The organism is Pseudomonas nabeulensis, assembly GCF_004682045.1.
Taxonomy (GTDB): domain Bacteria; phylum Pseudomonadota; class Gammaproteobacteria; order Pseudomonadales; family Pseudomonadaceae; genus Aquipseudomonas; species Aquipseudomonas nabeulensis.
Genome location: NZ_QUZT01000004.1, coordinates 125,851 through 150,383 on the forward strand (window position 1 = coordinate 125,851; position 24,533 = coordinate 150,383).

Genomic DNA, 24,533 nt, shown 5'->3' on the forward strand with positions numbered 1-24,533 from the left:
CTCAACGTCCCACCAGGTAGAGAGTGGGAAACAACAGGATCCAGATCCCGTCCACCAGGTGCCAATACAGGCTGATCATTTCCAGGCGCATCGCGCCCTGATGAGGCGTCAACCGGTCGCGCTTCAACGCGCTGTACAGCCACAGGGCCAGGCCGACGGCGATCAACACATGCAACCCGTGCAGCGCCGTGGCGATGAAGTACAGGTTCATGAACAGCTGCGCCGACGGCGCCTGCCAGGTTGAGTGATCGGTAAAGCCGGGCAGCACGCCTTCGTGGATCTCCAGGCCGTATTCAACACCCTTGCAGCCCAGGAACAACACGCCCAATACGGCCGCACCCAGCAGACACCGGCGCACCCGGCGTGGCTCGCTGGCGGCCAGGGTCATCAACAAGCTGCTGGTCAACAACAGGACTGTATTGCCCGTCGCCAACAGGTAATGCAGGCCCGCCACGGCCTCCGCCACCCCGTCCGGATGACGCAGCCGAAAGAACCACGCCACCATGATCAGGCTGCCGAACATCATCGCTTCGCTGGCCAGGAACAGCCACATGCCCAGACGGGCGGCCTCGCGTTGCTGGGCCCAGGCCACGAACGGTTCGGCGGGCCTCTCGTCAGAGCGGATCACGGCGGGCCCCAGGGGAATAATCGTAGGCCTCGAAATCCACCGTCACCGGCGCTTCGAAGTTGTGCAGCGGCGGCGGCGAAGCCACGCGCCACTCCAGCCCGGCCGCCTCCCAGGGATTGATCGGTGCCCGCTCGCCCCAGCGCAGGGAGCCGAGCAGGTAGAAAAACGGCAACACGTAGGCCAACGCCAAGATCGATGCGCCGGCCGACGACATCACGTTGAGGAACTGAAAATCCGGATCGTAACTGTGATAGCGACGCGGCATGCCCAGGTAACCCAGGAGAAACTGCGGGAAAAACGTGAGGTTGAAGCCGCAGAAAATCAGGATCGCGGTGATCTTGCCCCACAGTTGCGAGTAAAGCCGGCCGGTCATTTTCGGCCACCAGAAATGCAAGGCCCCGAAATACCCGGCCACGGCGGCGCCGACCATGATGTAGTGGAAGTGCGCGACCACAAAATAGGTGTCATGGGCATGCAGGTCGGCGGCCAGTAGCGCAAGGAACAGTCCGGTGACGCCACCGACGATGAACAGCCCGATAAAGGTCAACGCAAACAGAAACGGCGCATGCAGGGTCAAGTCGCTTTTGTACAGCGTGGCACTCCAGTTATAGGCCTTGATCGCCGACGGAATCGCCACCAGAAAACTCAGCAATGAGAACACCAGGCTGGCATACATCGACTGCCCGGCAACAAACATGTGATGACCCCACACCAGAAAACCGATCACCGCAATCGCCACGCTGGACCAGGCGACAAAGCGGTAGCCGAAGATGCGCTTGTGCCCCGCCGCCGTGATCAACTCGCTCACCACGCCCATGGCCGGCAGAATCATGATGTACACTGCCGGGTGGCTGTAGAACCAGAACAGATGCTGGAACAGCAGCGGGTCGCCGCCCAATTTAGGGTCGAACACACCGATGTTGAACAAGTGTTCGGCGGCCACCAGCACCAAAGTGATCGCCAGCACGGGCGTGGCCAGCACCAGAATGATCGAGGTGGCGTACATCGACCAGATGAACAGCGGCAAGCGCATCCACGTCATGCCCGGCGCGCGCAGGGTATGCACGGTGGCGATGATATTGACGCCGGTGAAGATCGACGAAAACCCGGCAATGAATATGCCGCAGATCACCGCCACCACATGGCCATTGCTGAACATCGTCGACAACGGCGTGTAGAAGGTCCAGCCGGTGTCCACCCCGCCGAACAGCAGCGCCAGCAAGGTGAACAGGCCGCCACCCAGCAGCAAGTACCAACTGAACAGGTTCAGGCGCGGAAAGGCCATGTCTTTGGCGCCGATCATGATCGGCACCAGGAAATTACCGAACACGCTCGGAATCGACGGAATCAGGAAAAACCACACCATGATCACCCCATGCAGGGTAAACGCGCGGTTGTAGCCATCGGCGGTGAGCAAATCCCCTTCCGGCGTGACCAGTTCAATGCGGATCAGGCTCGCCGCCAGCCCCCCGGCAAAGAAAAAGAAGGTCACGGTGAGCATGTACAGCACCGCAATACGTTTGTGATCGCGGGTCAGCAACCATGACCGCAGGCCCTGTGCATGCAAATAGCTGGGTTGGCTCATTGATGTTTCTCCGCAAGTTCGCGCAGGTAAGCGACAAGCCGCTGCACGGCCTCTTCATCCAACAGATTGCTGTAGGTCGGCATGATCGGCAGGTAGCCGGCTACCAACTGTTTTTGCGGCAACAGGATGCTGTCGCGCAGGTAGGCTTCATCCGCTTTTACCTGGCTGCCGTCGGCCAGTTGCACCGAACGGTTGAACACCCCGGCCAGCGGCGGCGCGTTGCCTGAGTCGTGGCAACTGGCGCAACCGTATTGGCGATACAGGGTCTCGCCCTGACGGGCAAGGTCGGCGCTGCTGCCGTTGTCTGCCAGCCAGTGCTCGTAATCGGCGGGGTTGAGCACCACCAGGCGCGCCAGCATTGCCGCGTGGTCGGTGCCGCAGTATTCGGCGCAATACACCCCGTAGGTGCCGCTGTGTTCGGCCTGGAACCACAACATGCTGTAGCGCCCCGGCAATACGTCTTGCTTGATACGCAGGCTGGGGAAAAACAGGCTGTGGATCACGTCTTCGGAAATCATGGTCAACTTCACCGGGCGCCGGGCCGGGACATGCAGGGTGTTGATCTCCCGCTGGCCGCCCTGGTGCTGGAATTTCCACATCCATTGGCGCGCGGTGACCTGCACTTCCAGCGCATCCTCCGGCGGCGTGCGGGCGATGAAAAACAGCCGCGCCGACAACAGGAAGACCACCAGCGAACCTATGAACGGCAAGATGATCCAGGCCAGCTCGATAGGCAGATTACTTTGCGGGCGATGGTCGCGGTCGGCGGGACGGCCGCGCCGATAGCGCCAGATAAACACCCACAGCGCGACGAACACCGGCACCACGAACAGCGCCATCATGGCGGTGAAGCCGATCACCAGCCAGTCGACCGATACCGCGTAATCCGAGGCTTGCGCCGGCCACAGGCGCAGAAAATGTTCGTTCATCGCGCCTCCCGACGTTCGCGCCGCACCGCCCGCAAAATCAGCAGGCCGAGCACCAGCACCGTCGACACACCTGCCACTTGCAGCAGCAAAATGATCCGGCTGCTGTAGGTGCCGCTCTGCGGGTCGTAGTGGTAGCACAGCAATAACAGTTGTTCCTTGATGGCCCCCAACTTGCCCTGCCCGGCCTCGGTCAATGCCAGGCGCAGGTCGCTGGGCTGATAGCCCAGGCCGTAGAGCCAGCGCGACAGGCGCCCGTCACCCGTTACCACCGCGACTGCCGAGCTGTGGGCGTATTGCTGCTGTTGCGGGTCGAAGCGATAGCCGAAGCCGATCGAGTCCGCCAAGGCCTGGCTGGCCGACGCATCGCCAGTCAGCAGGTGCACGCCAGGTTCGTCAGCCAGCGCTGGCCAATGCTGGCTGAGCTTGGCCAGCTCTTCCCGGGCGGCGCCCACGTCTTCGCGGGGGTCGAAACTGAAGGCGATCACCTGGAAGTCACGGCCCAGGCGATAAGGCTGGTTGGCCAGTTGGCTGAACAGGGTCGAGAGCGCCGCCCCGCAGACGTTCGGGCAACGGTAGTACAACGGCACCAGCAATGTGGGCTGGCCGTTGAGCAGCTCGCCCAGACGCACGGAGCGGCCCTGTTGGTCGGTGAAGCGACTGTCGAGCGCCAAGGAACGGCCGACGTGTGCCGTGTCGATTCCGGCGGCGGTAAAGGGGTCGAATGGCTGCGCGGCGCCCGCTTGCGGCAGCCAACAGCACACCAGTGCGACGACCAGCAGCAGGCGCTCAATGCTCATCAGGCCATCCTCGCTCCAGCAGCAATTGCCGGGCCTGTGCCAAGGGCAGGTGCACGATGTGATGCTCACGGTCGACCCAGCCATAACTGTCCAGGTGCAGACGCTGGCGGGCCAGTTGCCGCTCACCCTCCTGCCGGGGATCAGCTTGTAGACGCGGCTCAGGCGGCAATAGGCGCTGGCGTTCCAGTGTGCTCATCGGCGGTTGTTGCACCTGTTGACGGTATCCGCTCAACAACCAGGCCACGCCGCCCAGGCTCAGGGCTATGGCCACACCCAACAGCACCATTACCCGGGCGGCTTTTTTACCGTCAAAATCGTTGGCTTGGTATTCAGCGGTCATGACGCCTCCTTTGCCACTGCCGCCGCCACACGGCAAACAAGCCCGCGGCATACACCCCCTGGCACAGCACCGCGGTGAGGAGCATGCCAAGGGTCGCGTCGGGAAAAATCGACGGCAGGCTGATCCACATCGACTCGACAACCCCCAACAACAGGATCGCCCCACAGCCCCACGTCAACACATTCATTCGCCCGCCCCATGGCGACGCGAGCATCACCAGGCACACCAGTTGCCCGGCGATCACCAGCGCCGTCAGTGCGCCCCACGCACCCGTCTCGCGCACGCGGTACCAGGCTGTTTCATGTGCCAGGTTCACCGACCAGATAATCAGGTACTGCATGAACTGCACGTAGATCCAGAACGCCAAGGCGCTTACCAGCAGACCGCGCAACAGCACACACTGGCGTGCGGGCAGCAGCACCACGTTCCAGCACAAGACACACAACCCGGCAAAGGCCAGGCCGTCGAGCAGTTGCCGGGCGATCAACAACAGGCCGAACACGCTGGAGACAAACCCCGCCTGCAACGACATGAGCCAGTCCACGGCGGCCAGGCTCGCCACCAGAGCGTACAGGATCAGCCCCGCCGCACTGCGCTTGCCCACCCAGCCGTGCACCACCCAGGCAAGCCCGCCGTACACCAGAGTGCGTAGCACAAAAAACCACGGCGATAACCACAGGCCACGAAAGCCCGGGGCCGCCTGATCGAACCAGGGGTACACCCAGGGCATCGTGACGAGCACCGGCAACAGCATCGGGATGATCAGCAACACGGCGCTTGCACCCAAGCGACTGCCGGGATCCAGCAAAGGCTGCCAGCGACCGCTGACCAGAGGCGTCAGCAACGCAAGCAGCAGGCAACCCAGCGCGATATTGCTGCCATTGACCGCTGCCGCCAGGGTGCCCGCACCGACCCAGGCAGGCTGCCATACGCCGAGCACGGCAAGGCCGATGGCGGCAGCCAGCAACCACCACCGGCTCATTGGCCGGACTCCTCGAAGGCCTGGCGCACAGTCGGCGGCAGCGTTTGCAGGTCGGCGTGCTGGCTCAACTGCAGCACACGCAAGTGGGCGACAATCGCCCAGCGCTCATCGGGCTGAATGCGCGACGCGTAGCCGTACATCAAGCCTCGCCCGTCGGCAATCACCTGCATCAATTGGTCATCGGAGGCGTTCAGCAACCGCGGTTCGATAAACGACGGCGGCGCCGGAAAACCACGACCCACCACCAGCCCATCGCCGAGCCCGCCCAGGCCATGGCACGGCGTGCAGAATGTTTGATAGCCCGCCTCGCCACGTGCCAGCAAGTCCGCACTCAGGGCCGGCCGTTGGCGCGCCAGCGCTTCACGTTGCAGTTGCCCGCGCGCCACACTGCCGGCGGGAGGCTGGCGACTGCTGAGGCCATTGCCAAACAACGCGCCGGCGCGTTGTTCAAGCACCTTGGCCTGGCGTGACATGTCATCGCAGCCGCTGCACAGCAGCACCAGGCTCAATGCCCATGGCCAGGCATTCATGGCGCCACTTCCTGCACGCTCTGCGCGCGTTCGGCCAGCCAGGCGTGGGTCTGGTGCGCGTCGAACAACGGATCGCGCGCATCGATAAACAAGAAGAACCCATCGTCGCTGGCCGCTTCAAACCCCTCGACGCCGAACAACGGATGATGCAAGCGCGGCAGGCGACTGCACAGCAATAACGTCAACACCGCCGCCGTTGCTGCAAACACTACGGCGAACAAAAACGTCACCACTGCGAATGAAGGCAATGCCACCAAGGGGCGCCCGCCGATGTTCAAGGGATACGCCCACACCGAACCGAGCTGCATCACCAGTGCCAGGACGACGCCCAGCCCGGCCCCCAGGCAGGCCATGCGCCCTACGCGCTTGGCGTCGACTGCCAGTACCGGCTCCAAGGCTTCCAGCGCAAACGGCGCGAAGGCATCCAGCCGCCGATAACCCAGGCCCCACGCGCACGCGGCGGCATCCACCAAGGGCTGTGGCGCCGGAAATCGCGCGAGCAAACCCAGGCACTCAGCCATCGCCGCGCTCCTGATGCAGCGCCTGCTTGACCTCGAACGCGGAGACCATCGGCACATAGCGCAGGAACAGGCTATAGGGCACCAGGAACACCCCGAAGCTGCCGATAAACAACGTCCAGTCCCACAGAGTCGGCGTGTAGGCGCCCCAGCTGGAAACCAGCAAGTCACGCGTCTGCGGCGGGATCAGCAGCATTAAACGCTCGGCCCACATCCCCACCAGTACGGCCAGCGCCACCAGTGCCAATCGCGACGGGCTTTGGCGCACGTTTCGCCACCAGAGCGCCTGAAGCACCCCGACATTGCAGACGATCGCCAACCAGAAACTCCAGGCATGCGCGCCGCTGATGCGCGCAAGCAATACCTCGACTTCATGGGCGTCGCCGCTATAGAACGGCATGAACAGATCGGCCAGATACCCGTAGGTAGTCAGCCAGCCGGTGGCCAGCAACAGACGGCCGAGCATGTCCAGATGGCGTGGGGTAATCAGGCTTTGGATGCACAGCAGCCAGCGCACGGCAATCGCCAGCAGCGCCACCAGGGCGAACCCGGAAAACACCGCCCCGGCCACAAAATAGGCGGGAAACAGGGTGGAATGCCAACCGCTCTGGGTGCCCATGGTCAGCAAAAACGAATAGCCACTCGACACCGCAAACACCAGCGGTATCGCGAGGATCGCCAGCACCCGCGTGGTGCGCCGCCACAGCGCCCAATGCCGTTGCGACCCGCGCCAGCCGAGCGCCAGCAAGCCATAGACCACCTGGCGAAACGGCGTCCTGGCCCGATCACGGGCGGTAGCAAAATCCGGAATGGCGCCCACCATCAGGAACAGCACCGACACCGTGAGGTACGACAGGATCGCAAACATATCCCAGGCCGTCGGGCTTTTGAATTGCGGCCACAGCCCCATTTCATTCGGGTAGGGCATGGTCCAGTAGAACAGCCAGGGACGACCCAGGTGCAGGATCGGGTACAGCGCGGCGCATATCACCGCCATCAGCGTCATCAGCTCGGCCAGCCGGTTGAGGGTATGGCGCCAGGGCCGCTCGATCAGCAACAGCAAGGCCGAGATAAAGGTGCCCGCGTGGCCGATCCCCAGCCACCAGATGTAGTTGAGGATGCCAAAGCCCCAATGCACCGGCTGATTATTGCCCCACATGCCCACGCCGTTGCCCAACAGCACAGCGATCGAGCCCAGGTACATCAGCAACAACACCAGGCCGACACCGAACATCCAGCGCCAGGCAACCCGGCGCGGGAACTGCTGCAATGGCCCGAACACCTGCCGCGACACCTGCTGGTCGCTCAAATCCCTGGGCAGGAAATGCCCGGTGGCGTGCAGCAGCGGTTCAGCCTTCATCGCCGGCGCCCTCCTCCTCGATGCGCGCCAGGTAACTGGTACGCGGCCGGGTGCCGAGGGCTTCCAGCAAGCGGTAATGACGGGGATCGCGGCGTGCGAGGCTGACAGCGCTGACGGGGTTGTGGATGTCGCCAAACTGGATGGCCTGGCTGGGGCAGGTTTGCTGGCAAGCAGTGACCACCGCAGAGGGGTCGAAATCGTCGCCGTGTTGCTTGTCGTCCGTGCGGGCGTTGCTGATGCGTTGGATGCAGTACGTGCATTTCTCCATCACGCCGCGGGAGCGTACCGTCACCTCGGGGTTACGCTGGGCCTGAATCGACGGCGCGGCGTCGGCGCTCCAGTCCAGCCAATTGAAGCGTCGCACTTTGTACGGGCAGTAAGAGGCGCACGTGCGTGTGCCGATGCAGCGGTTGTAGACCATCTGGTTCAAGCCATCGCGGCTATGCACGGTGGCGTTGACCGGGCAGCCGGTTTCGCAGGGCGCCTGCTCGCAGTGCATGCAGGGCAATGGCTGGAAGCGCGAACGCGGGGCCTCCAACGGCCCCTGGTAATAATGGTCGATGCGCAGCCAGTGCATGCTGCGCCCCTGGGCGACCTGTTCGGCGCCGACCACGGCGATGTTGTTCTCGGCCTGGCAGGCCACCACACAGGCATTGCAGCCGGTGCACAGGTCCAGATCAATGACCATGCCCCACTGCGGGCCGCTGTCGGCCACCGGGCTGTGGAGCGACGCGGGAATGGCCTGGGTCGCGAGGTGTGGTTTGGCTCGCGAAACTACACGAACGGGCGGTTCCTCCGCTTCAGGCAACCGGTGATGTGACTGGGTGATTGCCAACGGAAAGTGCTCGCCGGTGTTTCGCAGGGAGGCACTGACGGAGAGTTGTCTGGTGGGCTTCACCGCGTAACCCAGGCCATTACCGACGCGCCCGGCGTGGCTGCGACCGTAGCCGGTGTATAAGGCAATGACCTGGTCGGCCTGCCCCGGTTCAACCCAGGCCGGTCCGCGCACGGTCTGATCGGCCAGCGTCACCTGCACGCCGTCACCGTTGCTCACGCCCAACTGTTCGGCCAGGTGCGGCGACAGCCCGATCACGTTGCTCCAGGTCAGGGTGCTGATGGGCTTGGGCAGCTCCTGCAGCCAGCCGGAGTTGGCGAAGCGCCCGTCCCACACGGTCGGGTCAGGACGGATTACGGCCTCTAATTCACCCACGTCGGCCGACGTGGGAGCAATTGCCGTCACCTCCTCCACCTTGACTGGCTCTGGGGCCGGTTCAATCCAGCCATTGGCCAAGGCCTCGCGCCATTGTTGCTGCGGGATATGCGCCCAGGTTGCGCGCACCAGCGCCAATGCATCGGCCTCGGCTGAGTGCATCAGCAATTCGAGGACCTGATGCAAGGTGCGCGTCGAATACATCGGCTCGATCAGCGGCTGGACGATGCAGGCACTGCCGTCCGCCGCACGGCCATCGCTCCAACCGTCCAGAGCGTGATTGAGCGGCAGGTGCCAATGGCACTGCGCGGCGCTTTCGTCGTAGTAAAGCCCGGCATGCAAGCGAAATGGCGCCTGAGGCAGCACATCCTGCAGGTAGGCATTCAGCACCGGGTTGCAGTCGAGTATCAGCAAATGAGTCACCGTTTCATGACTCAGTTGCTCAAGTGAACCCCACGATTGATCGGGCTCGTAACCCAACAACCTCGGTAGCTGCCAGTCCAACGTTTGGCCTGCGTGCCCCAGGCGCTGGTTAAGCTGCATGACCTGCGCCTGCAACGCCTCGGATGCCTGCTGGCTGATACCGATCAGGCCGCGCCCAGGGTGGGCCTTGAGCGCAGCGGCAGCGTCCTGCACCCACCGCCGTTGCGCCGAGTTCAGGCGCGGCGTTCCGGGCAGGTCCTGGCCCAGCGCCTGGCTCAGCGCAAGCAGCAGGCCGGGCAACTGCGACGGCGCCGTGGGCAAGCGGGCGGTGGCGGAAGCGCCGGTGAGGCTCGGAACACTTTCAGCCACGAATACCAACGCGGCGCCCTCACCTTTCGCTGCCTGGCGGCGACGTTCAGCCCAGCCGCGCTGGAGCACCGTCTGATACGGACCGCTGCCCAGCGGGTCATATTCCAGGCACACCAGCACCTCGGCCTGCTCCAGGTGAACCTGCGCGGCCAATGGCTGACCGAACGCGCGTTCGCTGGCTCGCAGGGCGGCCGTCTCGGCAAAGGCTTCGCCATGGTACAGGCGCGCCTCAGGCCAGCGTTGTTGCAACTGGTCGAGCTGGCGCTTGAGGGTCGGTGAACTGCTGGCCCCGCAGACGATGTGCAAGCCCTTGCCGCGAGCGCTGTCCAACACCTGCTGCTCATGGGCCAACGCCGCGCGCACATCCGGCCAACTGATTTCCCGGCCTTTGAAGCGCGGCGCCTGGGAACGGTCCGGATCATAAAGTTGCAGTATCGCCGCCTGAGTAAAAGCATCGCAGGCGCCGCCCGACACCGGATGGTCCGGGTTGCCTTCAAGCTTGATCGGTCTGCCTGCAACGGTCTTGCCCAACACCGGCTGGGCAACACCGCCAAACGGGATCGCAGTGGCGTACCAGGCCGGCACGCCTGGCGTCAGGTTGACCGGCTGACGGACCGCCGTCACCGCCTGTTCCGGGGTCTTGCCACAGGCGGCCAGCCCCGCCATGGCGATGGACGCCGCCATCAATTGCAGGAAACGCCGTCGATCCATCAGCGGCGCCATACCCGCAAATTCCGCCTCTATCAGTGCTTGAGCGTCAGGGGACTCGGCAAGCGCCTCAAGCCCGCGCCAATAAGCCTGCCCCTCAAGTCCGGCCAGTTGTTCACGCACAACCGAGAAGTCCAGCGGCTTACTCATCGGTGGCACGTCCCGCAGTCGGTAAGGCCCCGGGTATCGATATGCCGCGCTGTCATCAGGCGCTCACCCAACCGGCGACGGTCCTCGGAAGGTTTCCACTGCATATTGGTGACCTGCTCCAGGGGACGCAGATGGGGCGCCGGGTCACGGTGACAGGCCAGACACTGGCCCATGTTCAGCGGCTGCGCCTTGAACATCAGTTGCATGCGGTCGACCTGACCATGGCATTCACTGCAGCCGACGCCGGCGTTCACATGGACGCCGTGATGGAAATACACGTAGTCGGGCAGCTTGGCGACGCGCTGCCAATGCAGGGGCTCAAGTTCACGCAGGCTTTTGCGCAACGGCTCCAGCACATCGGCATTTGTCCACACCTGGGAATGACAACTCATGCAGGTTTCAGTGGGTGGCAGACTGGCCATCGCTGAGGACTGCACCGCGCTGTGGCAATAACGGCAATCGATCTTGAGTTCGCCCGCATGGTGGGCATGGCTGAAGGGCAACGGCTGCTCGACCACCCAGTTACGGCCGGTGCGGTAGTCGGTGCTGTCCAGAGTCAACGCCACAAGCAAACCTCCCGAGAGGCCGGCGATCAGCAGCAACAGTCCTGCGCGCAGCCAGGTATCAGCCGAGCGCCTGAAAATCTGCGTCATTGCCGGATTCTCATGTCCATGTCCTTACCGCTTTGGCTGCGCGGGTGCGCAGGCTTTGGTTATTTTTTTGCGCCTCCTGGCAGAACGCTGGCCAACACTTGCTTGGCGGTTTGCACAATCACCCCGGCTTCATCCGGGTCGCCTTTGAGCAACGTGGTGGCGAACTTTTTGGCCTGTTCCAGTTTGATATGCGGGGGAAGTGGCGGCACGTCGGGGTCGGTCTTGAACTCGAGCAGCACCGGTACATCCGAGGCCAACGCCTGGTCCCAGGCCGCAGCCACATCTTCCTCGCGCTCGACGAAAATCCCCTTCAGCCCCAGCGAAATCGCAAACAGGTGATACGGCACGTCAGGAATGGCCTGTGAAGCCTCAAACTTGGGATCGCCTTCCATCACGCGCTGCTCCCAAGTGACCTGGTTCAGGTCTTCGTTGTTGAACACCGCGCAGATCCATTTAGGGCTTTGCCACTGCCGCCAGTATTTGGCCACGGTGATCAGTTCGGCCATGTTGTTCATCTGCATCGCGCCGTCGCCCACCAGCGCGATCACCGTGTTCTGCGGATGCGCAAACTTGGCGGCGATGGCATACGGCACAGCCGCGCCCATGGACGCCAAGCCACCGGACAGAGAACATTGCATGCCACGGCGAATCTTCAAGTCGCGGGCATACCAGTTGGCACAGGAGCCGGAATCGCTGGTGATGATGGCGCGGTCGGGCAAGCGTGGTGACAGCTCGTAGACCACCCGCTGTGGGTTGATCGGCTTGGCCTTTGCCAGGGCGCGTTTCTCCAGGGTTTTCTCCCAGGTAGCCCGCCAACCCTCGACCTTTTTGCGCCATTTACGCTGGGTCTTGTGGGTGAGCAACGGCAACAGCGCACCCAGCGTCTCGGCGGCATCGCCCACCAGATTCACCTCCATGGGATAACGCAGGCTCAACATGTCCGGTTGCAGGTCAATCTGCACGCCACGGGCCTGGCCTTCCTGGGGCAGGAACTCGGAGTAGGGAAAACCCGAGCCGATCATCAACAAGGTGTCGCATTCGGTCATCAGCTTGTAGCTGGGCTCGGTGCCCAACAGGCCGATGCTGCCGGTAACCCAGGGCAAATCGTCAGGGACTGCAGCCTTGCCGAGTAACGCCTTGGCCACCCCGGCGCCAAGCGCTTCGGCGACGGCGATGACTTCATCGGTGGCCGCCAGCGCCCCTGCGCCGACGAGAATCGCAACTTTCTCACCGGCATTCAGCACGTCTGCGGCGCGCTGTAGATCCGCCTCATACGGCACCACTCGCGGCTTTGAATAATCCACCCCCGAGTGCACTGTGCCGTGGGCCCTGGCGGGCGGTTCGTAGGTCGCCTCCTGCAAATCGTTGGGCAGGATGATCGCCGTCACTCGGCGCTCACCGACCGCGGTGCGTACGGCCCGGTCCACCAAGTGACGCACCTGGGATGGCACCGTAGCCTGCTGCACAAATGCCCCTGCCACATCCTTGAACATCGACACCAGGTCCAGCTCCTGCTGGTAATGCCCCCCAAGCGCCGCCCGCGCCTGCTGCCCGACAATCGCCAGCACCGGCATATGGTCCATTCGCGCGTCATAGAGCCCGGTGATCAGGTGCGAGGCTCCTGGCCCTGAAGTCGCAATACAAACGCCCAGCTCTCCCGTAAATTTGGCGTGGGCCGACGCCATGAACGCGGCCATTTCCTCATGACGGGCCTGAATGAATTCGATCTTGCCCTGCGCCCGGCTCAACGCGCCGAATACACCATTGATACCGTCACCCGGATAACCAAAGATTCGGGTAACGCCCCATTGGCTGAGCCGCTCAACCAGAAAGTCGCCTACTGTCGTCGTCATCGAATGCCTCGCTTCATTCAAAGAATGGGTTTGCCACCTGTTACGCCGTAGCGTTCACCGGAGATATAACTGCCCTCATCCGACGCCAGCAGCACGTAGATGGGCGAGACTTCGACTGGCTGGCCGGGGCGTCCCAGCGGTGTATTGCCACCAAAGTTCTTGACGGACTCCTGGGTCATCGTCGATACGATCAATGGCGTCCAGATTGGCCCGGGCGCCACACTGTTGACGCGAATACCGCGTTTGCCGAGCATCTGCGCCAGGCCCGCAGTGAAGTTGGCGATCGCGCCTTTGCTCGCCGCATAGGGCAACAGCGTGGGGTTGGGCGCATCGGAATTGACCGAGCTGGTGTTGATGATCGAACTGCCTTCGGCCATGTGCGGCAGCGCGGCCTTGCAGATGCGAAACATCGCGGTGACGTTGACGTTAAAGGTCTTTAGCCAATCCTCGTCGGGGATGTCTTCCAGACTGTCGTAGGTCATCTGGAACGCCGCGTTATTGACCAGCACATCGATGCGTCCGAACTTCTCCACGGTGTCAGCGACGATCGCCGTGCACTGATCCGCGTTGCCCAGGTCACCGGGTAGCAACAGGCATTGACGACCCGCCGCCTCGACCCACCGCGCGGTTTCCTTGGCGTCTTCATGCTCATCCAGATAGGAGACCGCCACGTCCGCGCCTTCGCGTGCAAAAGCGATGGCCACCGCACGCCCGATACCGCTGTCGGCCCCAGTGACCAAGGCTATTTTGTTGGCGAGGCGGCCCGAGCCTTTGTAGGTCTGCTCACCACAATCGGGCGTTGGATCCATCTTGCGCTGTTCACCGGGTACGGGCTGCTGTTGGGTCTTGAATGGCGGTTTTGGATAACTGTTCATGGGTCTCCCTCCTGGCTGTGATTACTTTTTGCGAGGGACGGCCGGGAGGGTAAGTTCAGATGAATTTCGAAAAAATCAGATGACCGTTCAGGCACGGCAGTGCCATTGGTCAGAATGAATAAACCTTCTGAAGGTGGCGTGCCTCAACCGCAAGGTAAGGTTTATAGGTTTAGCGATTCGAGGCATTCTTCTGAACCCAGGTTTTCCGCTATATTTCACTTTCGGTTCAAGCCTCGCCCTCGCTTAATTTTTTTCCTCCACGCTCTTTGCGTGCGCAGTTAACCAAGGTTGGTATTTATGAAGTCTGCCCCCCCGCGGTCTCCTAACGTTCCGCAACGCAAGGATCTGATCCCCAGCAACTTGGACTTTCCGCTGGTGGGCATCGGCGCGTCCGCGGGCGGGCTGCAAGCAGTGAAGGCGTTTTTTGAGCATATGCCCAAAGACTGCGGCATGGCATTTGTAGTGATCCTGCACCTGTCCCCCGATCATCAAAGCGTGGCGGATAAGATCATCCAGGAGTCGACCCGCTTACCGGTGTCACAGGTCAATGACACGACGCCCATCGAAAAAAATCAGGTGTACGTCATCTCGCCTGCTCACCATTTGAAGATGAATGATGGCTATTTAGCGGTATCCCCATCAACCCGCGAGGGCGGCTCGCACATAGCCATCGACCTGTTTTTTCGCGATTTGGCAGATGCGCATAAAGAACGGGCGTTTTGCGTGATCCTTTCAGGGACCGGAGCGGACGGGGCGGTTGGCCTTTCTCGAATCAAGGAGCAAGGTGGGATCACTCTGGTACAAACACCAGAAGATGCTGAGTTCGATGGCATGCCGCGGGCTGCCATCGAAACGCAAATGGTCGATCTCGTGCTTCCTGTTGTGGAAATGCCGCAGAAGCTGCTGGAGCTATGGCGCAATGCTCAGTCAATCATCCTGCCCACTGCCGACGATCCCGAAATTAAAACCACCCCACCTGCAACCGAACGCGATGCAGCCGTGGCTGAGCAGTTGTTGCTGGATATCCTGATCCAGCTACGCGCCAGCACCGGGCACGACTTCAAGCATTACAAGCGCGCCACAGTGTTGCGCCGTATTGAGCGTCGCCTGCAGGTAACCGCCCAGCCGGACCTCGCGGCCTATTACAATTTCCTCCAGGGGCACCCAGACGAAACCAAGGCCCTGCTCGGCGATATGCTGATCGGCGTGACCAACTTCTTCCGCGACCGCGAGGCCTTCGAAGCGCTTGAACGTGACGTGATACCCAACCTGGTGAAATCGCTGGAAGACAGCGTGCCGCACCGTGAAGAGGTGCGCATCTGGTCGGCCGGCTGTTCCACCGGCGAAGAAGCCTACAGCCTCGCGATGCTGGTGGCCGAGCAACTGGCGCTGGATGCCAGCGGCGCCAAAATGCAGGTATTTGCCACTGATATTGACGAGCGCGCAATCACCCACGGCCGCAACGGCGTGTACCCCGAGGCGATCATCACCGACGTACCGCCGCCGCGCTTGCGCCAGTATTTTGCTAAGGAAAAAAACCAGCACTATCGGGTACGTAAAGAAATCCGCGAGAAGGTTTTGTTCGCTAAACACAGCCTGCTGGCCGACCCGCCGTTCTCCCAGATCGACCTGATCGTGTGCCGCAACCTGTTGATCTATCTTGACCGCGAAGTGCAGCGCGACATCCTGCAGATGTTCCACTTTGCGCTGCGCCCCGGTGGCTATCTGTTCCTTGGATCCTCGGAGTCGGCCGACGGCTGCCTGGACCTGTTTGTGCCGGTCGACAAACGAAACCGCATTTTTCGGGTGCGTGCCGGATCCTCAGGCATTCGCCGCGCCCCGACCATGCCGCGAGGCGGCTACTTGCGCCCAAGCGCCCCGTCGGTTGCGCTCGAAAATAAGGCCCCTAACAAAGTTTCATTCGCGGATATTCATCTGCGGGCTCTGGAGAAAGCCGCACCGCCAAGCGTTATAGTCGACATCCACGCGCAGATCCTGCACATGAGCGAAGGTGCCGGGCGGTTCCTGCGTTATGTGGCTGGCGAGATAACGCATAACCTATTGGCATTGGTTCATCCCGACCTGCGCCTCGACATCCGCACCACACTCTTTCAGGTCCAGCAATCGAACATGCCTGTGACCTCCCGCAAGATCCGCGTTCAGCGCGAGCAGGCCCCCTTCATGGTGGACATTACCGCCCGCCCCTACCGCGATGACGCGACCGAAAGCGACTATGTGCTGGTGATCTTCCAGGAAAGCCCTTTCGACCCCCAACAGACCGATTCCACTGCCGTCAGCCATGCTGAAAACGCCATCATGGGCAACCTGGAGCAGGAGCTGCAACGCACCAAGCTGCACTTGCAGGACACCATCGAACAGTCGGAAGTCTCAAGCGAAGAACTCAAGGCCTCCAACGAAGAAATGCAGGCGGTCAACGAAGAATTGCGTTCGGCCACCGAAGAGCTGGAAACCAGCAAGGAAGAGCTGCAGTCGATCAATGAAGAGCTGTTGACCGTCAACTATGAACTTAAAACCAAGGTAGAAGAGACGGACAAGGTCAATGACTACCTGACCAACCTGATCGCCTCCACCGACATCGCCACCGTATTCGTCGACCGCAATATGCGCATCCGATGGTTCACGCCCCGCGCCACCGATATATTCAGCATGCTCCCGGTGGACACTGGACGCTCGTTGATGGACATCACCCACCGCCTGGATTACCCGGAAATCACCGAAGACGCTGCGACGGTGTTTGAATCGCTGAGCATGATCGAGCGGGAAATCAGCGGTAAGGACAACCGCTGGTACATCGCGCGGTTGTTGCCCTACCGCTCCAGCGAGGATCACATCGATGGTACGGTGCTGACCTTCATCGATATCACCAAGCGGCGCCAGGCCGAGGAAGAACTGCGCTTGGGAGAAGAGCGCATGCGCCTGGTCGCCGAGAGTACCCATGACTTTGCAATCATCATCCTTGATGACCACGGCGCCATCACCGATTGGAACACGGGAGCAGAACTGATCTTCGGCTACACCAAGGACGAAGTCCTGGGCGCCTATTACGACTTGATATTTTCACCGGAGGACCGCTCCTCCGGTGTCCCGGAGAGCGAGCTGCGCGCGGCCCGCGAACATGGTCGCGGTGAAGATGAGCGCTGGCATGTGCGCAAGGATGGCAGTCGGTTCTACTGCAGCGGTGAGGTCACGCTCCTCAAGAGCGACAGCTTGCAGGGCTACGTCAAGATCGCTCGCGACCTCACCGGCCACAAACGCACCCAGGATGAGCAGAGCCAGCGCCTGATGGAGACCCAGACGAAGAGCCATCTCAAGGACGAGTTTTTCGCGGTGATGTCTCACGAACTCAAACATCCACTGAATCTGATCCAACTGAACGCGGAGTTACTGCGTCGCTTGCCCGCTACCAAGGCGGCGGGCTCGGCGATCAAAGCCGTGAATACGATCTGCGAGGCCGTGTCCAGCCAGGCGCGGATCATTGACGACCTGCTGGATGTCGCCCGGGTTCGCACGGGCAAGCTCAAGTTGAAAAAACAACCGGTTGACTTGATTCGCACGCTACAGGATATCCATAGCGTAGTGCTCGCCGACGGGCATCGTCGTCAGGTGACGCTGCAAACGCCTTCGGATTATGGACCCCTGATCGTCGAGGTCGACCCGACGCGCATCGAGCAAGTGATCTGGAACCTGGTCAACAACGCTCTGAAATTCACCCCGGAGGGTGGTCAGGTGCAATTGGTACTCAGCCGCTCGGAAGGACGCGCCCAGTTGGACGTGATCGACAGTGGCATCGGTTTGGTCGACGAAAGTCTGGAGAAGATCTTTGACCTGTTCGGGCAAGCAGAAAACCAACATCTGACGCATCAGCGCGAGGGCCTCGGGATAGGCTTGTCCTTAGTACGCCAACTGGTTGAGGCTCACGAAGGCTCGGTCAGTGTCCATTCCAAGGGGCTGGGTTTTGGCTGCACCTTCTCGATATGGCTGCCGCTGTGCGAACAACAGGATCATCTGCCACTTTCTGACGCTGAACAGGACGCGGATGAACGCCTGCATGGCGTCAAGGTGTTGCTGGTGGATGACTCTGCCGAGGTGCTTGAAGTGCTGAATTTGCTGCTGGAGATGGAAGGCGCCCAGGTTAGCGCCTTCAATGACCCACAGACTGCGCTGGAAACGGCCCGCGATGCAAAGTACGACTTGATCATTTCGGACATTGGCATGCCGAAAATGAATGGCCATGAGCTGATGCGCAAGCTGCGCACGATAGGTCATCTGCGTCAGGTTCCCGCGATCGCACTCACAGGCTATGGGGCCGGCAGTGATCAGAAAAGGGCGGCTGAGTCGGGCTTCACCAGTCATTTGAGCAAACCGGTCGTCCACGATTCGTTGATTGTTCTGATCGAAAAATTGTGTTGCTTACGTCGTTAGTTGAGACTTTCTCAGTAGAGATAAGACGGGCCCTTGGGGGTTAAACGCGTAGCTCCATCTAAAAAGACGATAATTTAAGGCAAACTGAATCGTTGAATTAATCGATATTTCAGAGAAAACCATTTTGATACACGGGCTTTGCAAGCGGGTCACACAGTTATACAGAGACCTGCTGATGAAGGATTCAAGCCATGCAACACAACGACATCGACGAAAAAACGATGGCCTGCCGCCAGTTGGCCATGGAGCAGAATCAGAAGCTTTTCAACGAGGCCAACGCCCTAAGCCGCAGCGCATTCGACCTGCTGGAGCAGCCTGATTTCGATAGCGAAATGTTTGATGAATATCTGCGCCTTCGCGGCAAAGCCGAAGCGCTTTTCCGTGAAGCGATTGACCATCTTGGCGTGCTCAACAAGCATTTTCCATTGCCCACCGTAAGCGTGGTCGCCGACGGTGGAAAAGCTGCCAGGCGCGAAAAGGAGATTGCAGAATGAAAAATTCTCAGCGCGCCTGGGACCTGGCGATGATTCTGATTGCTAATGGTAAAATTCCTTTCGATCCCGCCAATTTGAGCGGATCGGTAAAAATACTTGCGCGGCATTTGGAGGCGCTGGAGACAGCACTTCGTGAAGAGGCGATTTTGGCCGAAACCTCGCTTGCCGAAAATCTGGGTCAGCGTTGCCTGCAAAAACAGGTTGGCCGCAGCCGTGCCTTGGTAGGTGCCGATTGACCATCGTCAAGGGACAGTATCGGGCCGCTGAAAAGAGCTCAACACGCGCTGGCGGAATGCTGCGCGTCGGCGGGTAAATGAGCTGACGGGGCGTTACTCTTTAATCAAATCCATTATTGGCGGTTCGAGGGGTCGGTGCGAGCTTCAGGTCATTTGCTAGCCTCCGCTTTCCTGGCCAGCCCCGCCCCACGATCAGTCTGTTTCATACCTATATATTTGGCATAAAGCGTCTAAACCTCCGTGATGTATTTTCGGTAGTCGACCCGTACAAGAGCCCTCAATTAAAAGCATTTTCGACACTAAGCGAAGCGGCAACCATTGCTATTAATTTAATATCACTCCCGCCCCACCTAAAGTAAAAACTTATACGAAGCGGCGCGAACACCGCGCATCTGTACAAGTTTCTCTCAATCAAAGACCGTTCATCGTCCTTTTTAAAAAATCTCGAAACATTTAGACGGTCGCCCTTATCGGAAACTATGTCCGTTGCAATAAACGGGCTTAAGCGAAACCTCAATTACAGTTGGAGTAGCATTATGACGACCAGTAATAAAAACCCAGGTAATTTCGCCAACGATCACGAAAAAGCCTCCGAGGCGGGAAAGAAAGGCGGCCAGGCATCTGGCGGCAACTTTGCCAATGACCGCGAAAAGGCTTCGGAAGCTGGCCGTAAAGGTGGCCAGAATAGCCATGGCGGCGGCCGCAAGTAGTAAGCGTGGTCACAAGGGGGCAGCAATGCTGCCCCTTCTGTTAATAGCAAAGGAGAACTAAGCATGCGTGCATCACCAGACTATCAGCGAAGCGTTTTGCCTCACCAGCCGAGCACGCAAGTGCGAACTGACGCGGGGGAAAGCCAACGCGCGAACACATTGCCGTGTTACGAACATCAGCGCGTCGTGGAACTCGCTGAAGCGACTGTCGATGCGTCGCAAACACTACCGCTGTGCGAAAGGCATTTATAACCTGAGCGACCATCAGTATTTAGGTGCCTGTAGATCGAGATGAAATATATATCAACGACATAACGATGAGATTACTGAAATGACTACTAACGACAAGCAAAATCAAATGAGCGTCAACGAAGCCGGTAAAAAAGGCGGCGATGCAACTTCGGCTTCCCATGACAAAGAGTTCTATCAAGAGATCGGAAGCAAGGGTGGCCAAAACAGCGGCGGCAATTTCAAAAATGATCCCGAGCGCGCCGCCGAGGCCGGTAGCAAAGGCGGCCAGAACAGCGGGGGCAATTTCAAGAATGATCCCGAGCGCGCCGCCGAAGCAGGTAGCAAAGGCGGCCAGAACAGTGGCGGCAACTTTGCCAACGACCGTGAGAAAGCCGCGGAAGCTGGTCGTAAAGGCGGCCAGAACAGCCATGGTGGCGGACGCAACGGTTAATGTGCTTGATTCAGGGGAGCCGTGCTCCCCTGCCTTGATGGACGGAGGACACCATGCCTTTACACGTCATTAACTTTACCGGGCCGGTCACCGCCTCTACCTGCAGCCAACTTATCGAAAAAGCCTCGTTGGCCGTTCAGCAAGAGGCTTCGGGCCTGGTAGTGAACATCGCCACTATGGGCGGCGAATGCAGCTACGGTTTTACCATGTACAACTTCCTGCTGGCGCTGCCGATCGCGGTGCACACCCACAATCTGGGCACCGTGGAGTCGATGGGCAATATCATCTTTCTGGCCGGTGAGCGCAGGACGGCGTGCAAGCACAGTAAATTTCTGTTTCATCCGTTTCATTGGCATGTGCAAGGCGCCGTCGACCATTCGCGCATGTCCGAATACGCCATGAGCCTTGACTACGACTTGCAGTTGTATGCGCGCATCGTCGAAGAGCGTACCCGGGATGCAAGGGAAAAACTCGAAACAGAAAAGTACCTGATCGCGGCGCCGCGCATTCTCGACCCGCAACAAGCCATGACAGCCGGCTTGATCCATGGGATCGAACTACCGGTCATCAAGGCTGAGTTTGTAAGCAGCTTCATTCACTCCTAGCGTTTTTAAACTGGAACAGGAGCACCACGATGGACGAAGAAACGATTCGACTCACCGCCTACCGTATTTGGGAACAACAAGGTAAGCCTGACGGTCAGGATTTTTTGCATTGGCTGCAAGCCAGAGACGAACTGACGCCCGGGCAAATAGATAGCTCTTCGGGCACGATCGAAAGCAGTGTTACGCAGCCTGTACCGGTCCAATCAAAGCGCCAGGCGGCGCCCTCCTCCACAACGCGAAAAGCACGCAGCAAAAAGCTCGAAGCCTGAGCGGGCCAGATCAGGCGTGCGGACGCGTCTGTCGTAACACCTGCCGACAGTCATGCGCACGCCTTCCCTTTGAAACTCGAATATTGGCACTTTAATATCAATTAATCGCTTGTTTGAAACTCCTCCTTTTTTTTGTTGAAATCATTCACCTCATCATGGATCGTGAGTGAGCTTTTAATTCAGGGAGGAATCGAAGATGTCTGGTCTACAAGCGAACGGCCAGTGCGCCCAATGTAAACAGCCCTTCGAGCCGACGACGGACGAACCCTCCTATCTGGTGTCCACCGCCGCCGAGATGCTCTGCCCGCAATGCAGGCAACAGTATCTGGCGGACTTGATGATGGATGCACTTCAACGCAGCGCCCTCAAGTTATGCATGCTGCAGGAACGTCGAAAAAACAATAAGGCTTGACTCAAACCAACACCCTATTCAAATGTGTGCGTATTTGTTAAAAGTTACGCTCATTCAGGGGGTGGTGGTACATAGGGCTGCGCAATAAACGGAATACTTCCAGAAGGACGCCACCTGACGTTCTCCAGGCCGTAGCGTTCTGCAAGGGGTCTGCTGACCCGTTTGATCTTTTCATGGCGTGACCGAGGAATTATACCGATCCCAGCATCGCAAGATGCCCAATGCCACGCCTCTGCATTATTCATGACATCCGCTCTTATAATGAAAGATCTCGGCTTATGATGGTATTCGTACTCGATAATATATAAAGAATTTTTCATATGCCCTCCTTCTGATTTTTGTTATTGGAGCAGCGCGAAGGTTCAGATTTTCCCTCTTGATGTGTATTTTTAGTTGCGCCAACTTGCGGCACTATCGGGATATGACCATTCGTCGGCGCCTTCTGAAAAAAACCAAACCGTTATCGCTTTATCGCTTCTTACTATTGAGCCTGTTCCCTCCAGGCTCTGGTAAAACTCCTGTCTTGCCCGTACTCCGTGCGGGCTTTTTTTGAGCAGTTCATAGAGCCGTGACGCTGTTCGGCGAGCCGGTGACTAGTGCGCCGCACTTATATACACAACGTCGGCTTGTTTCGCCGCGCCCCAATGCGCTGCTATGAGTAACTTGAACTTCAAGGGCGCGAAACCTTTCATCTCTAATCGTGAAATGCGGTGGAACTCAAGCTGCGCAGGTTTTTCTATCGCAGACACATCCATCGGAGGATTGACCATGACTGACCAGCCACTAATATCCACCCACACCCCTCCTGACGCGCACCGAAGCGGCACAATGACCAAGGCTGAGCGCACACTTTCGCTGGCCGCTGGCGCTGCCCTATTACTGCATGGCTGTCGCAAGGGTGGGTTGAGTGGTGCACTCCAGGTTGCGGCGGGCGCCTACGGTGTGATTCGCGGTGCAGCCGGGCACTGCGCACTGAAGCGGGTGTTGACACCAACCCCCTACGAAACACAATTCAGCCGCGAACATCAGTGGCCGATCAGCGAGGCAATCACGCGCAGTATCACGATCTTGCGCCCATCGGATGAGGTGTCTGCCTTCATCGCCAGGCCCGAGAACATCGGCCCGTTGCTGCGCTGGGTCGACAGTGTCGAGCAACTGACTCCGGACACCGCGCTCTGGAAGCTCCGCGCACCGGCCGGCCGGCGCCTGCAGTGCGCGCTTGTGCAGATCGATACACAGGATCGCCATGTACTGCATTGGAAAACACCAGGCGACGCGCGATGGGCTCACGACATTACCGTCTCGCTGAGCCCCGCCCCGGCCGGCCGTGGAACCCAGGTCAAGGCGGTGGTGGTGTGCAAGCCGGCAATGTCCAAGTTGGGCTATGGCTTGGCGCGTGCGATCAGCCTGTTCAGCGACAAAGCCTTGCTCAACGCCCTGCAGGCAGTGAAGCAGCAGCTGGAGACCGGCGAGGTCAGCAACAACCGCTCCAGGCCGGAACAGGACGATGATTTTTTTTACGTACACGCCGGCGCTGACCAGGTCGCAACCGATCATCCGTCAGCCAAAACCGGCGTTGTTATCGAAGGAGGACCCCACTGATGCGCGCACTCACTTGGCAAGCACCTAATCTACTGCGAGTCGACCATGTCGCCGACCCTGCGATCCTCAACCCACGGGACGCGATCATTCGCGTCACCCTCTCCTCTGTCTGCGGTTCGGACCTGCACCTGCTCGGCGGCTACGTACCGGCCATGAAGCCCGGCGATATCATTGGCCACGAATTCATGGGCGAAGTGGTCGAGGTCGGCAAAGGCGTCACCGAACTGCGCAAGGGTGACAAAGTGATCACCATCTCAATCATCGGCTGCGGCAACTGCGAGCCGTGCCAGCGCAGCGATTTCTCCTGCTGCGACAACTCCAACCCAAACCCGTCGGCGACGGACCTGATGTATGGCCAGCCATGCTGCGGCATCATCGGCTACAGCCACGCTTTTGGCGGTTACCCGGGCAGTCACGCGACCTACGTGCGGGTGCCGTTCGCCGACGTCAACCTGTTCAAGGTGCCCGAAGGCGTGAGCGATGAGCAGGCGCTGTTTGTCTCGGATGCGGCGCCCACCGGTTACTTCGCGGCGGACAATGCCGATATCCAGCCCGGCGACACCGTGGCAGTGTGGGGCTGCGGCGGCGTTGGCCAGATGGCGATCTGCAGTGCTTACCTGTTGGGCGCCGAGCGGGTGATCGCGATTGATCGTTACCCCGACCGGCTGCGCCTTGCCGAAGAACGCGGCAAGGCGATCCCTATCAACTACGAGAAAACCAACGTGCACGAAGCCTTGCTGGAGTTGACTGGCGGACGCGGCCCGGATCGCTGCATTGATTGTGTGGGCATGGAGGCGCATGGCACCGAGATCGACTATGCCTATGACAAGGCCAAGCAGTTGCTCAGGCTGCACACCGAACGCGGCAGCGTGCTAAGGCAGGCCATACGTGCCTGCCGTAAAGGCGGCACGGTATCGGTGGTCGGTGTGTACGGTGGGTTGCTCGACAAGTTCCCGATGGGCGCGATCGTCAACAAGGCGTTGACGCTAAGATCCGGACAGCAACCGGGGCAGCGTTACGCACCGACCCTGTTCGAGCATATTCGCAAAGGCGAGCTTGACCCTGCCTACTTGCTGACCCATCCCATGAGCCTGGAAGACGGGGCGCAAGGCTACAAGCTGTTCAAGGAAAAAACCGATAATTGCCTGCGGGTGGTGTTTAAGCCCTGAG

At 60.0% G+C, this 24,533-nt stretch carries 24 protein-coding genes; 10 read left to right on the forward strand and 14 right to left on the reverse strand.

Going from position 1 to position 24,533, the window contains the following annotated elements; translation table 11 throughout:
- Position 1 precedes the first annotated feature (1 nt).
- Genes DYL61_RS03960 through DYL61_RS04020 form a run of 13 tightly spaced genes read right to left on the reverse strand, consistent with a single transcriptional unit; the run spans position 2 to position 13,910 of the window.
- Complete coding sequence (locus tag DYL61_RS03960; protein WP_135307292.1) at positions 2-628, reverse strand: cytochrome c oxidase subunit 3; 627 nt, start codon at positions 626-628, stop codon at positions 2-4.
- Entirely contained in the window at positions 615-2,213 is a 1,599-nt protein-coding gene (locus DYL61_RS03965; protein WP_135307293.1) for a cytochrome c oxidase subunit I, read from the reverse strand. Before DYL61_RS03965 ends, DYL61_RS03960 begins: the two co-directional genes overlap by 14 nt.
- Positions 2,210-3,142 carry a cytochrome c oxidase subunit II gene (coxB, locus tag DYL61_RS03970; RefSeq protein ID WP_135307294.1) on the reverse strand — a complete coding sequence of 311 codons (933 nt, stop codon included), beginning with the start codon at positions 3,140-3,142 and terminating at the stop codon, positions 2,210-2,212. The genes DYL61_RS03965 and coxB overlap by 4 nt, the downstream gene beginning before the upstream one ends.
- Positions 3,139-3,939 carry an SCO family protein gene (locus DYL61_RS03975; RefSeq protein ID WP_135290140.1) on the reverse strand — a complete coding sequence of 267 codons (801 nt, stop codon included), beginning with the start codon at positions 3,937-3,939 and terminating at the stop codon, positions 3,139-3,141. Before DYL61_RS03975 ends, coxB begins: the two co-directional genes overlap by 4 nt.
- Positions 3,929-4,279 (reverse strand): hypothetical protein, encoded by a 351-nt coding sequence (locus tag DYL61_RS03980; RefSeq protein WP_135290141.1) that lies wholly within the window; start codon positions 4,277-4,279, stop codon positions 3,929-3,931. Before DYL61_RS03980 ends, DYL61_RS03975 begins: the two co-directional genes overlap by 11 nt.
- Positions 4,269-5,261, reverse strand: a complete 993-nt coding sequence (locus DYL61_RS03985; RefSeq protein WP_135290142.1) for a hypothetical protein — start codon at positions 5,259-5,261, stop codon at positions 4,269-4,271. Before DYL61_RS03985 ends, DYL61_RS03980 begins: the two co-directional genes overlap by 11 nt.
- Positions 5,258-5,791 carry a c-type cytochrome gene (locus DYL61_RS03990; RefSeq protein ID WP_135290143.1) on the reverse strand — a complete coding sequence of 178 codons (534 nt, stop codon included), beginning with the start codon at positions 5,789-5,791 and terminating at the stop codon, positions 5,258-5,260. The genes DYL61_RS03985 and DYL61_RS03990 overlap by 4 nt, the downstream gene beginning before the upstream one ends.
- Positions 5,788-6,312 (reverse strand): DUF3341 domain-containing protein, encoded by a 525-nt coding sequence (locus DYL61_RS03995; RefSeq protein WP_167497932.1) that lies wholly within the window; start codon positions 6,310-6,312, stop codon positions 5,788-5,790. Before DYL61_RS03995 ends, DYL61_RS03990 begins: the two co-directional genes overlap by 4 nt.
- Positions 6,305-7,669 (reverse strand): NrfD/PsrC family molybdoenzyme membrane anchor subunit, encoded by a 1,365-nt coding sequence (nrfD, locus tag DYL61_RS04000; protein WP_135307296.1) that lies wholly within the window; start codon positions 7,667-7,669, stop codon positions 6,305-6,307. The genes DYL61_RS03995 and nrfD overlap by 8 nt, the downstream gene beginning before the upstream one ends.
- Positions 7,659-10,529 carry a TAT-variant-translocated molybdopterin oxidoreductase gene (locus DYL61_RS04005; protein WP_135307297.1) on the reverse strand — a complete coding sequence of 957 codons (2,871 nt, stop codon included), beginning with the start codon at positions 10,527-10,529 and terminating at the stop codon, positions 7,659-7,661. Before DYL61_RS04005 ends, nrfD begins: the two co-directional genes overlap by 11 nt.
- Positions 10,526-11,182 carry a cytochrome c3 family protein gene (locus tag DYL61_RS04010; protein WP_135307298.1) on the reverse strand — a complete coding sequence of 219 codons (657 nt, stop codon included), beginning with the start codon at positions 11,180-11,182 and terminating at the stop codon, positions 10,526-10,528. The genes DYL61_RS04005 and DYL61_RS04010 overlap by 4 nt, the downstream gene beginning before the upstream one ends.
- Before the next feature lie 59 nt (positions 11,183-11,241).
- Positions 11,242-13,035, reverse strand: a complete 1,794-nt coding sequence (locus DYL61_RS04015; RefSeq protein WP_135307299.1) for a thiamine pyrophosphate-requiring protein — start codon at positions 13,033-13,035, stop codon at positions 11,242-11,244.
- A 17-nt stretch (positions 13,036-13,052) separates the two neighbouring features.
- Positions 13,053-13,910: an SDR family oxidoreductase gene (locus tag DYL61_RS04020; RefSeq protein WP_054068921.1), complete on the reverse strand. Its 858-nt coding sequence runs from the start codon at positions 13,908-13,910 to the stop codon at positions 13,053-13,055.
- Positions 13,911-14,207: 297 nt separating this feature from the next.
- On the opposite strand from DYL61_RS04020, the gene DYL61_RS04025 reads away from it, so the two are divergent.
- The 8 genes from DYL61_RS04025 (at position 14,208) to DYL61_RS04060 (ending at position 21,761) form a co-directional block, all read left to right on the forward strand.
- Positions 14,208-18,353 carry a CheR family methyltransferase gene (locus DYL61_RS04025; RefSeq protein ID WP_135307300.1) on the forward strand — a complete coding sequence of 1,382 codons (4,146 nt, stop codon included), beginning with the start codon at positions 14,208-14,210 and terminating at the stop codon, positions 18,351-18,353.
- A gap of 191 nt (positions 18,354-18,544) precedes the next feature.
- Positions 18,545-18,847: a hypothetical protein gene (locus DYL61_RS04030; RefSeq protein WP_081010148.1), complete on the forward strand. Its 303-nt coding sequence runs from the start codon at positions 18,545-18,547 to the stop codon at positions 18,845-18,847.
- Positions 18,844-19,083 (forward strand): hypothetical protein, encoded by a 240-nt coding sequence (locus tag DYL61_RS04035; RefSeq protein ID WP_054068923.1) that lies wholly within the window; start codon positions 18,844-18,846, stop codon positions 19,081-19,083. Before DYL61_RS04030 ends, DYL61_RS04035 begins: the two co-directional genes overlap by 4 nt.
- A gap of 536 nt (positions 19,084-19,619) precedes the next feature.
- A complete protein-coding gene (locus DYL61_RS04040) occupies positions 19,620-19,793 on the forward strand; it encodes a con-10 family general stress protein (RefSeq protein WP_027616405.1) in 174 nt (57 codons plus the stop codon).
- 331 nt (positions 19,794-20,124) lie between these two features.
- Positions 20,125-20,475 carry a con-10 family general stress protein gene (locus DYL61_RS04045; RefSeq protein ID WP_027616404.1) on the forward strand — a complete coding sequence of 117 codons (351 nt, stop codon included), beginning with the start codon at positions 20,125-20,127 and terminating at the stop codon, positions 20,473-20,475.
- Between the two features lie 53 nt (positions 20,476-20,528).
- Positions 20,529-21,080, forward strand: coding sequence for an ATP-dependent Clp protease proteolytic subunit (locus tag DYL61_RS04050; protein ID WP_027616403.1), 552 nt, complete (start codon positions 20,529-20,531; stop codon positions 21,078-21,080).
- A 29-nt stretch (positions 21,081-21,109) separates the two neighbouring features.
- A complete protein-coding gene (locus tag DYL61_RS04055) occupies positions 21,110-21,349 on the forward strand; it encodes a DUF2934 domain-containing protein (RefSeq protein ID WP_027616402.1) in 240 nt (79 codons plus the stop codon).
- Positions 21,350-21,545: 196 nt separating this feature from the next.
- Positions 21,546-21,761 carry a hypothetical protein gene (locus tag DYL61_RS04060; RefSeq protein ID WP_027616401.1) on the forward strand — a complete coding sequence of 72 codons (216 nt, stop codon included), beginning with the start codon at positions 21,546-21,548 and terminating at the stop codon, positions 21,759-21,761.
- A gap of 50 nt (positions 21,762-21,811) precedes the next feature.
- Here DYL61_RS04060 and DYL61_RS31515 read toward each other — a convergent pair whose 3' ends face one another.
- Positions 21,812-22,081: a DUF6555 family protein gene (locus DYL61_RS31515; RefSeq protein ID WP_073637676.1), complete on the reverse strand. Its 270-nt coding sequence runs from the start codon at positions 22,079-22,081 to the stop codon at positions 21,812-21,814.
- Between the two features lie 508 nt (positions 22,082-22,589).
- Between DYL61_RS31515 and DYL61_RS04070 the strand changes: the two genes are divergently transcribed.
- Positions 22,590-23,363 (forward strand): SRPBCC family protein, encoded by a 774-nt coding sequence (locus tag DYL61_RS04070; RefSeq protein WP_238704523.1) that lies wholly within the window; start codon positions 22,590-22,592, stop codon positions 23,361-23,363.
- Positions 23,363-24,532 carry a zinc-dependent alcohol dehydrogenase gene (locus tag DYL61_RS04075; protein ID WP_054068926.1) on the forward strand — a complete coding sequence of 390 codons (1,170 nt, stop codon included), beginning with the start codon at positions 23,363-23,365 and terminating at the stop codon, positions 24,530-24,532. Before DYL61_RS04070 ends, DYL61_RS04075 begins: the two co-directional genes overlap by 1 nt.
- Position 24,533: the final 1 nt, after the last annotated feature.

What these genes read in the sequence shown, in the direction of transcription:
- DYL61_RS03965 (WP_135307293.1), bottom strand. Translation starts at nt 2,213, where the DNA reads ATGAGCCAACCCAGCTATTTGCATGCACAGGGCCTGCGGTCATGGTTG.
- coxB (WP_135307294.1), bottom strand. Translation starts at nt 3,142, where the DNA reads ATGAACGAACATTTTCTGCGCCTGTGGCCGGCGCAAGCCTCGGATTAC.
- DYL61_RS03975 (WP_135290140.1), bottom strand. Translation starts at nt 3,939, where the DNA reads ATGAGCATTGAGCGCCTGCTGCTGGTCGTCGCACTGGTGTGCTGTTGG.
- DYL61_RS03980 (WP_135290141.1), bottom strand. Translation starts at nt 4,279, where the DNA reads ATGACCGCTGAATACCAAGCCAACGATTTTGACGGTAAAAAAGCCGCC.
- DYL61_RS03985 (WP_135290142.1), bottom strand. Translation starts at nt 5,261, where the DNA reads ATGAGCCGGTGGTGGTTGCTGGCTGCCGCCATCGGCCTTGCCGTGCTC.
- DYL61_RS03990 (WP_135290143.1), bottom strand. Translation starts at nt 5,791, where the DNA reads ATGAATGCCTGGCCATGGGCATTGAGCCTGGTGCTGCTGTGCAGCGGC.
- DYL61_RS03995 (WP_167497932.1), bottom strand. Translation starts at nt 6,312, where the DNA reads ATGGCTGAGTGCCTGGGTTTGCTCGCGCGATTTCCGGCGCCACAGCCC.
- nrfD (WP_135307296.1), bottom strand. Translation starts at nt 7,669, where the DNA reads ATGAAGGCTGAACCGCTGCTGCACGCCACCGGGCATTTCCTGCCCAGG.
- DYL61_RS04005 (WP_135307297.1), bottom strand. Translation starts at nt 10,529, where the DNA reads ATGAGTAAGCCGCTGGACTTCTCGGTTGTGCGTGAACAACTGGCCGGA.
- DYL61_RS04010 (WP_135307298.1), bottom strand. Translation starts at nt 11,182, where the DNA reads ATGACGCAGATTTTCAGGCGCTCGGCTGATACCTGGCTGCGCGCAGGA.
- DYL61_RS04015 (WP_135307299.1), bottom strand. Translation starts at nt 13,035, where the DNA reads ATGACGACGACAGTAGGCGACTTTCTGGTTGAGCGGCTCAGCCAATGG.
- DYL61_RS04020 (WP_054068921.1), bottom strand. Translation starts at nt 13,910, where the DNA reads ATGAACAGTTATCCAAAACCGCCATTCAAGACCCAACAGCAGCCCGTA.
- DYL61_RS04025 (WP_135307300.1), top strand. Translation starts at nt 14,208, where the DNA reads ATGAAGTCTGCCCCCCCGCGGTCTCCTAACGTTCCGCAACGCAAGGAT.
- DYL61_RS04030 (WP_081010148.1), top strand. Translation starts at nt 18,545, where the DNA reads ATGCAACACAACGACATCGACGAAAAAACGATGGCCTGCCGCCAGTTG.
- DYL61_RS04035 (WP_054068923.1), top strand. Translation starts at nt 18,844, where the DNA reads ATGAAAAATTCTCAGCGCGCCTGGGACCTGGCGATGATTCTGATTGCT.
- DYL61_RS04040 (WP_027616405.1), top strand. Translation starts at nt 19,620, where the DNA reads ATGACGACCAGTAATAAAAACCCAGGTAATTTCGCCAACGATCACGAA.
- DYL61_RS04045 (WP_027616404.1), top strand. Translation starts at nt 20,125, where the DNA reads ATGACTACTAACGACAAGCAAAATCAAATGAGCGTCAACGAAGCCGGT.
- DYL61_RS04050 (WP_027616403.1), top strand. Translation starts at nt 20,529, where the DNA reads ATGCCTTTACACGTCATTAACTTTACCGGGCCGGTCACCGCCTCTACC.
- DYL61_RS04055 (WP_027616402.1), top strand. Translation starts at nt 21,110, where the DNA reads ATGGACGAAGAAACGATTCGACTCACCGCCTACCGTATTTGGGAACAA.
- DYL61_RS04060 (WP_027616401.1), top strand. Translation starts at nt 21,546, where the DNA reads ATGTCTGGTCTACAAGCGAACGGCCAGTGCGCCCAATGTAAACAGCCC.
- DYL61_RS31515 (WP_073637676.1), bottom strand. Translation starts at nt 22,081, where the DNA reads ATGAAAAATTCTTTATATATTATCGAGTACGAATACCATCATAAGCCG.
- DYL61_RS04070 (WP_238704523.1), top strand. Translation starts at nt 22,590, where the DNA reads ATGACCAAGGCTGAGCGCACACTTTCGCTGGCCGCTGGCGCTGCCCTA.
- DYL61_RS04075 (WP_054068926.1), top strand. Translation starts at nt 23,363, where the DNA reads ATGCGCGCACTCACTTGGCAAGCACCTAATCTACTGCGAGTCGACCAT.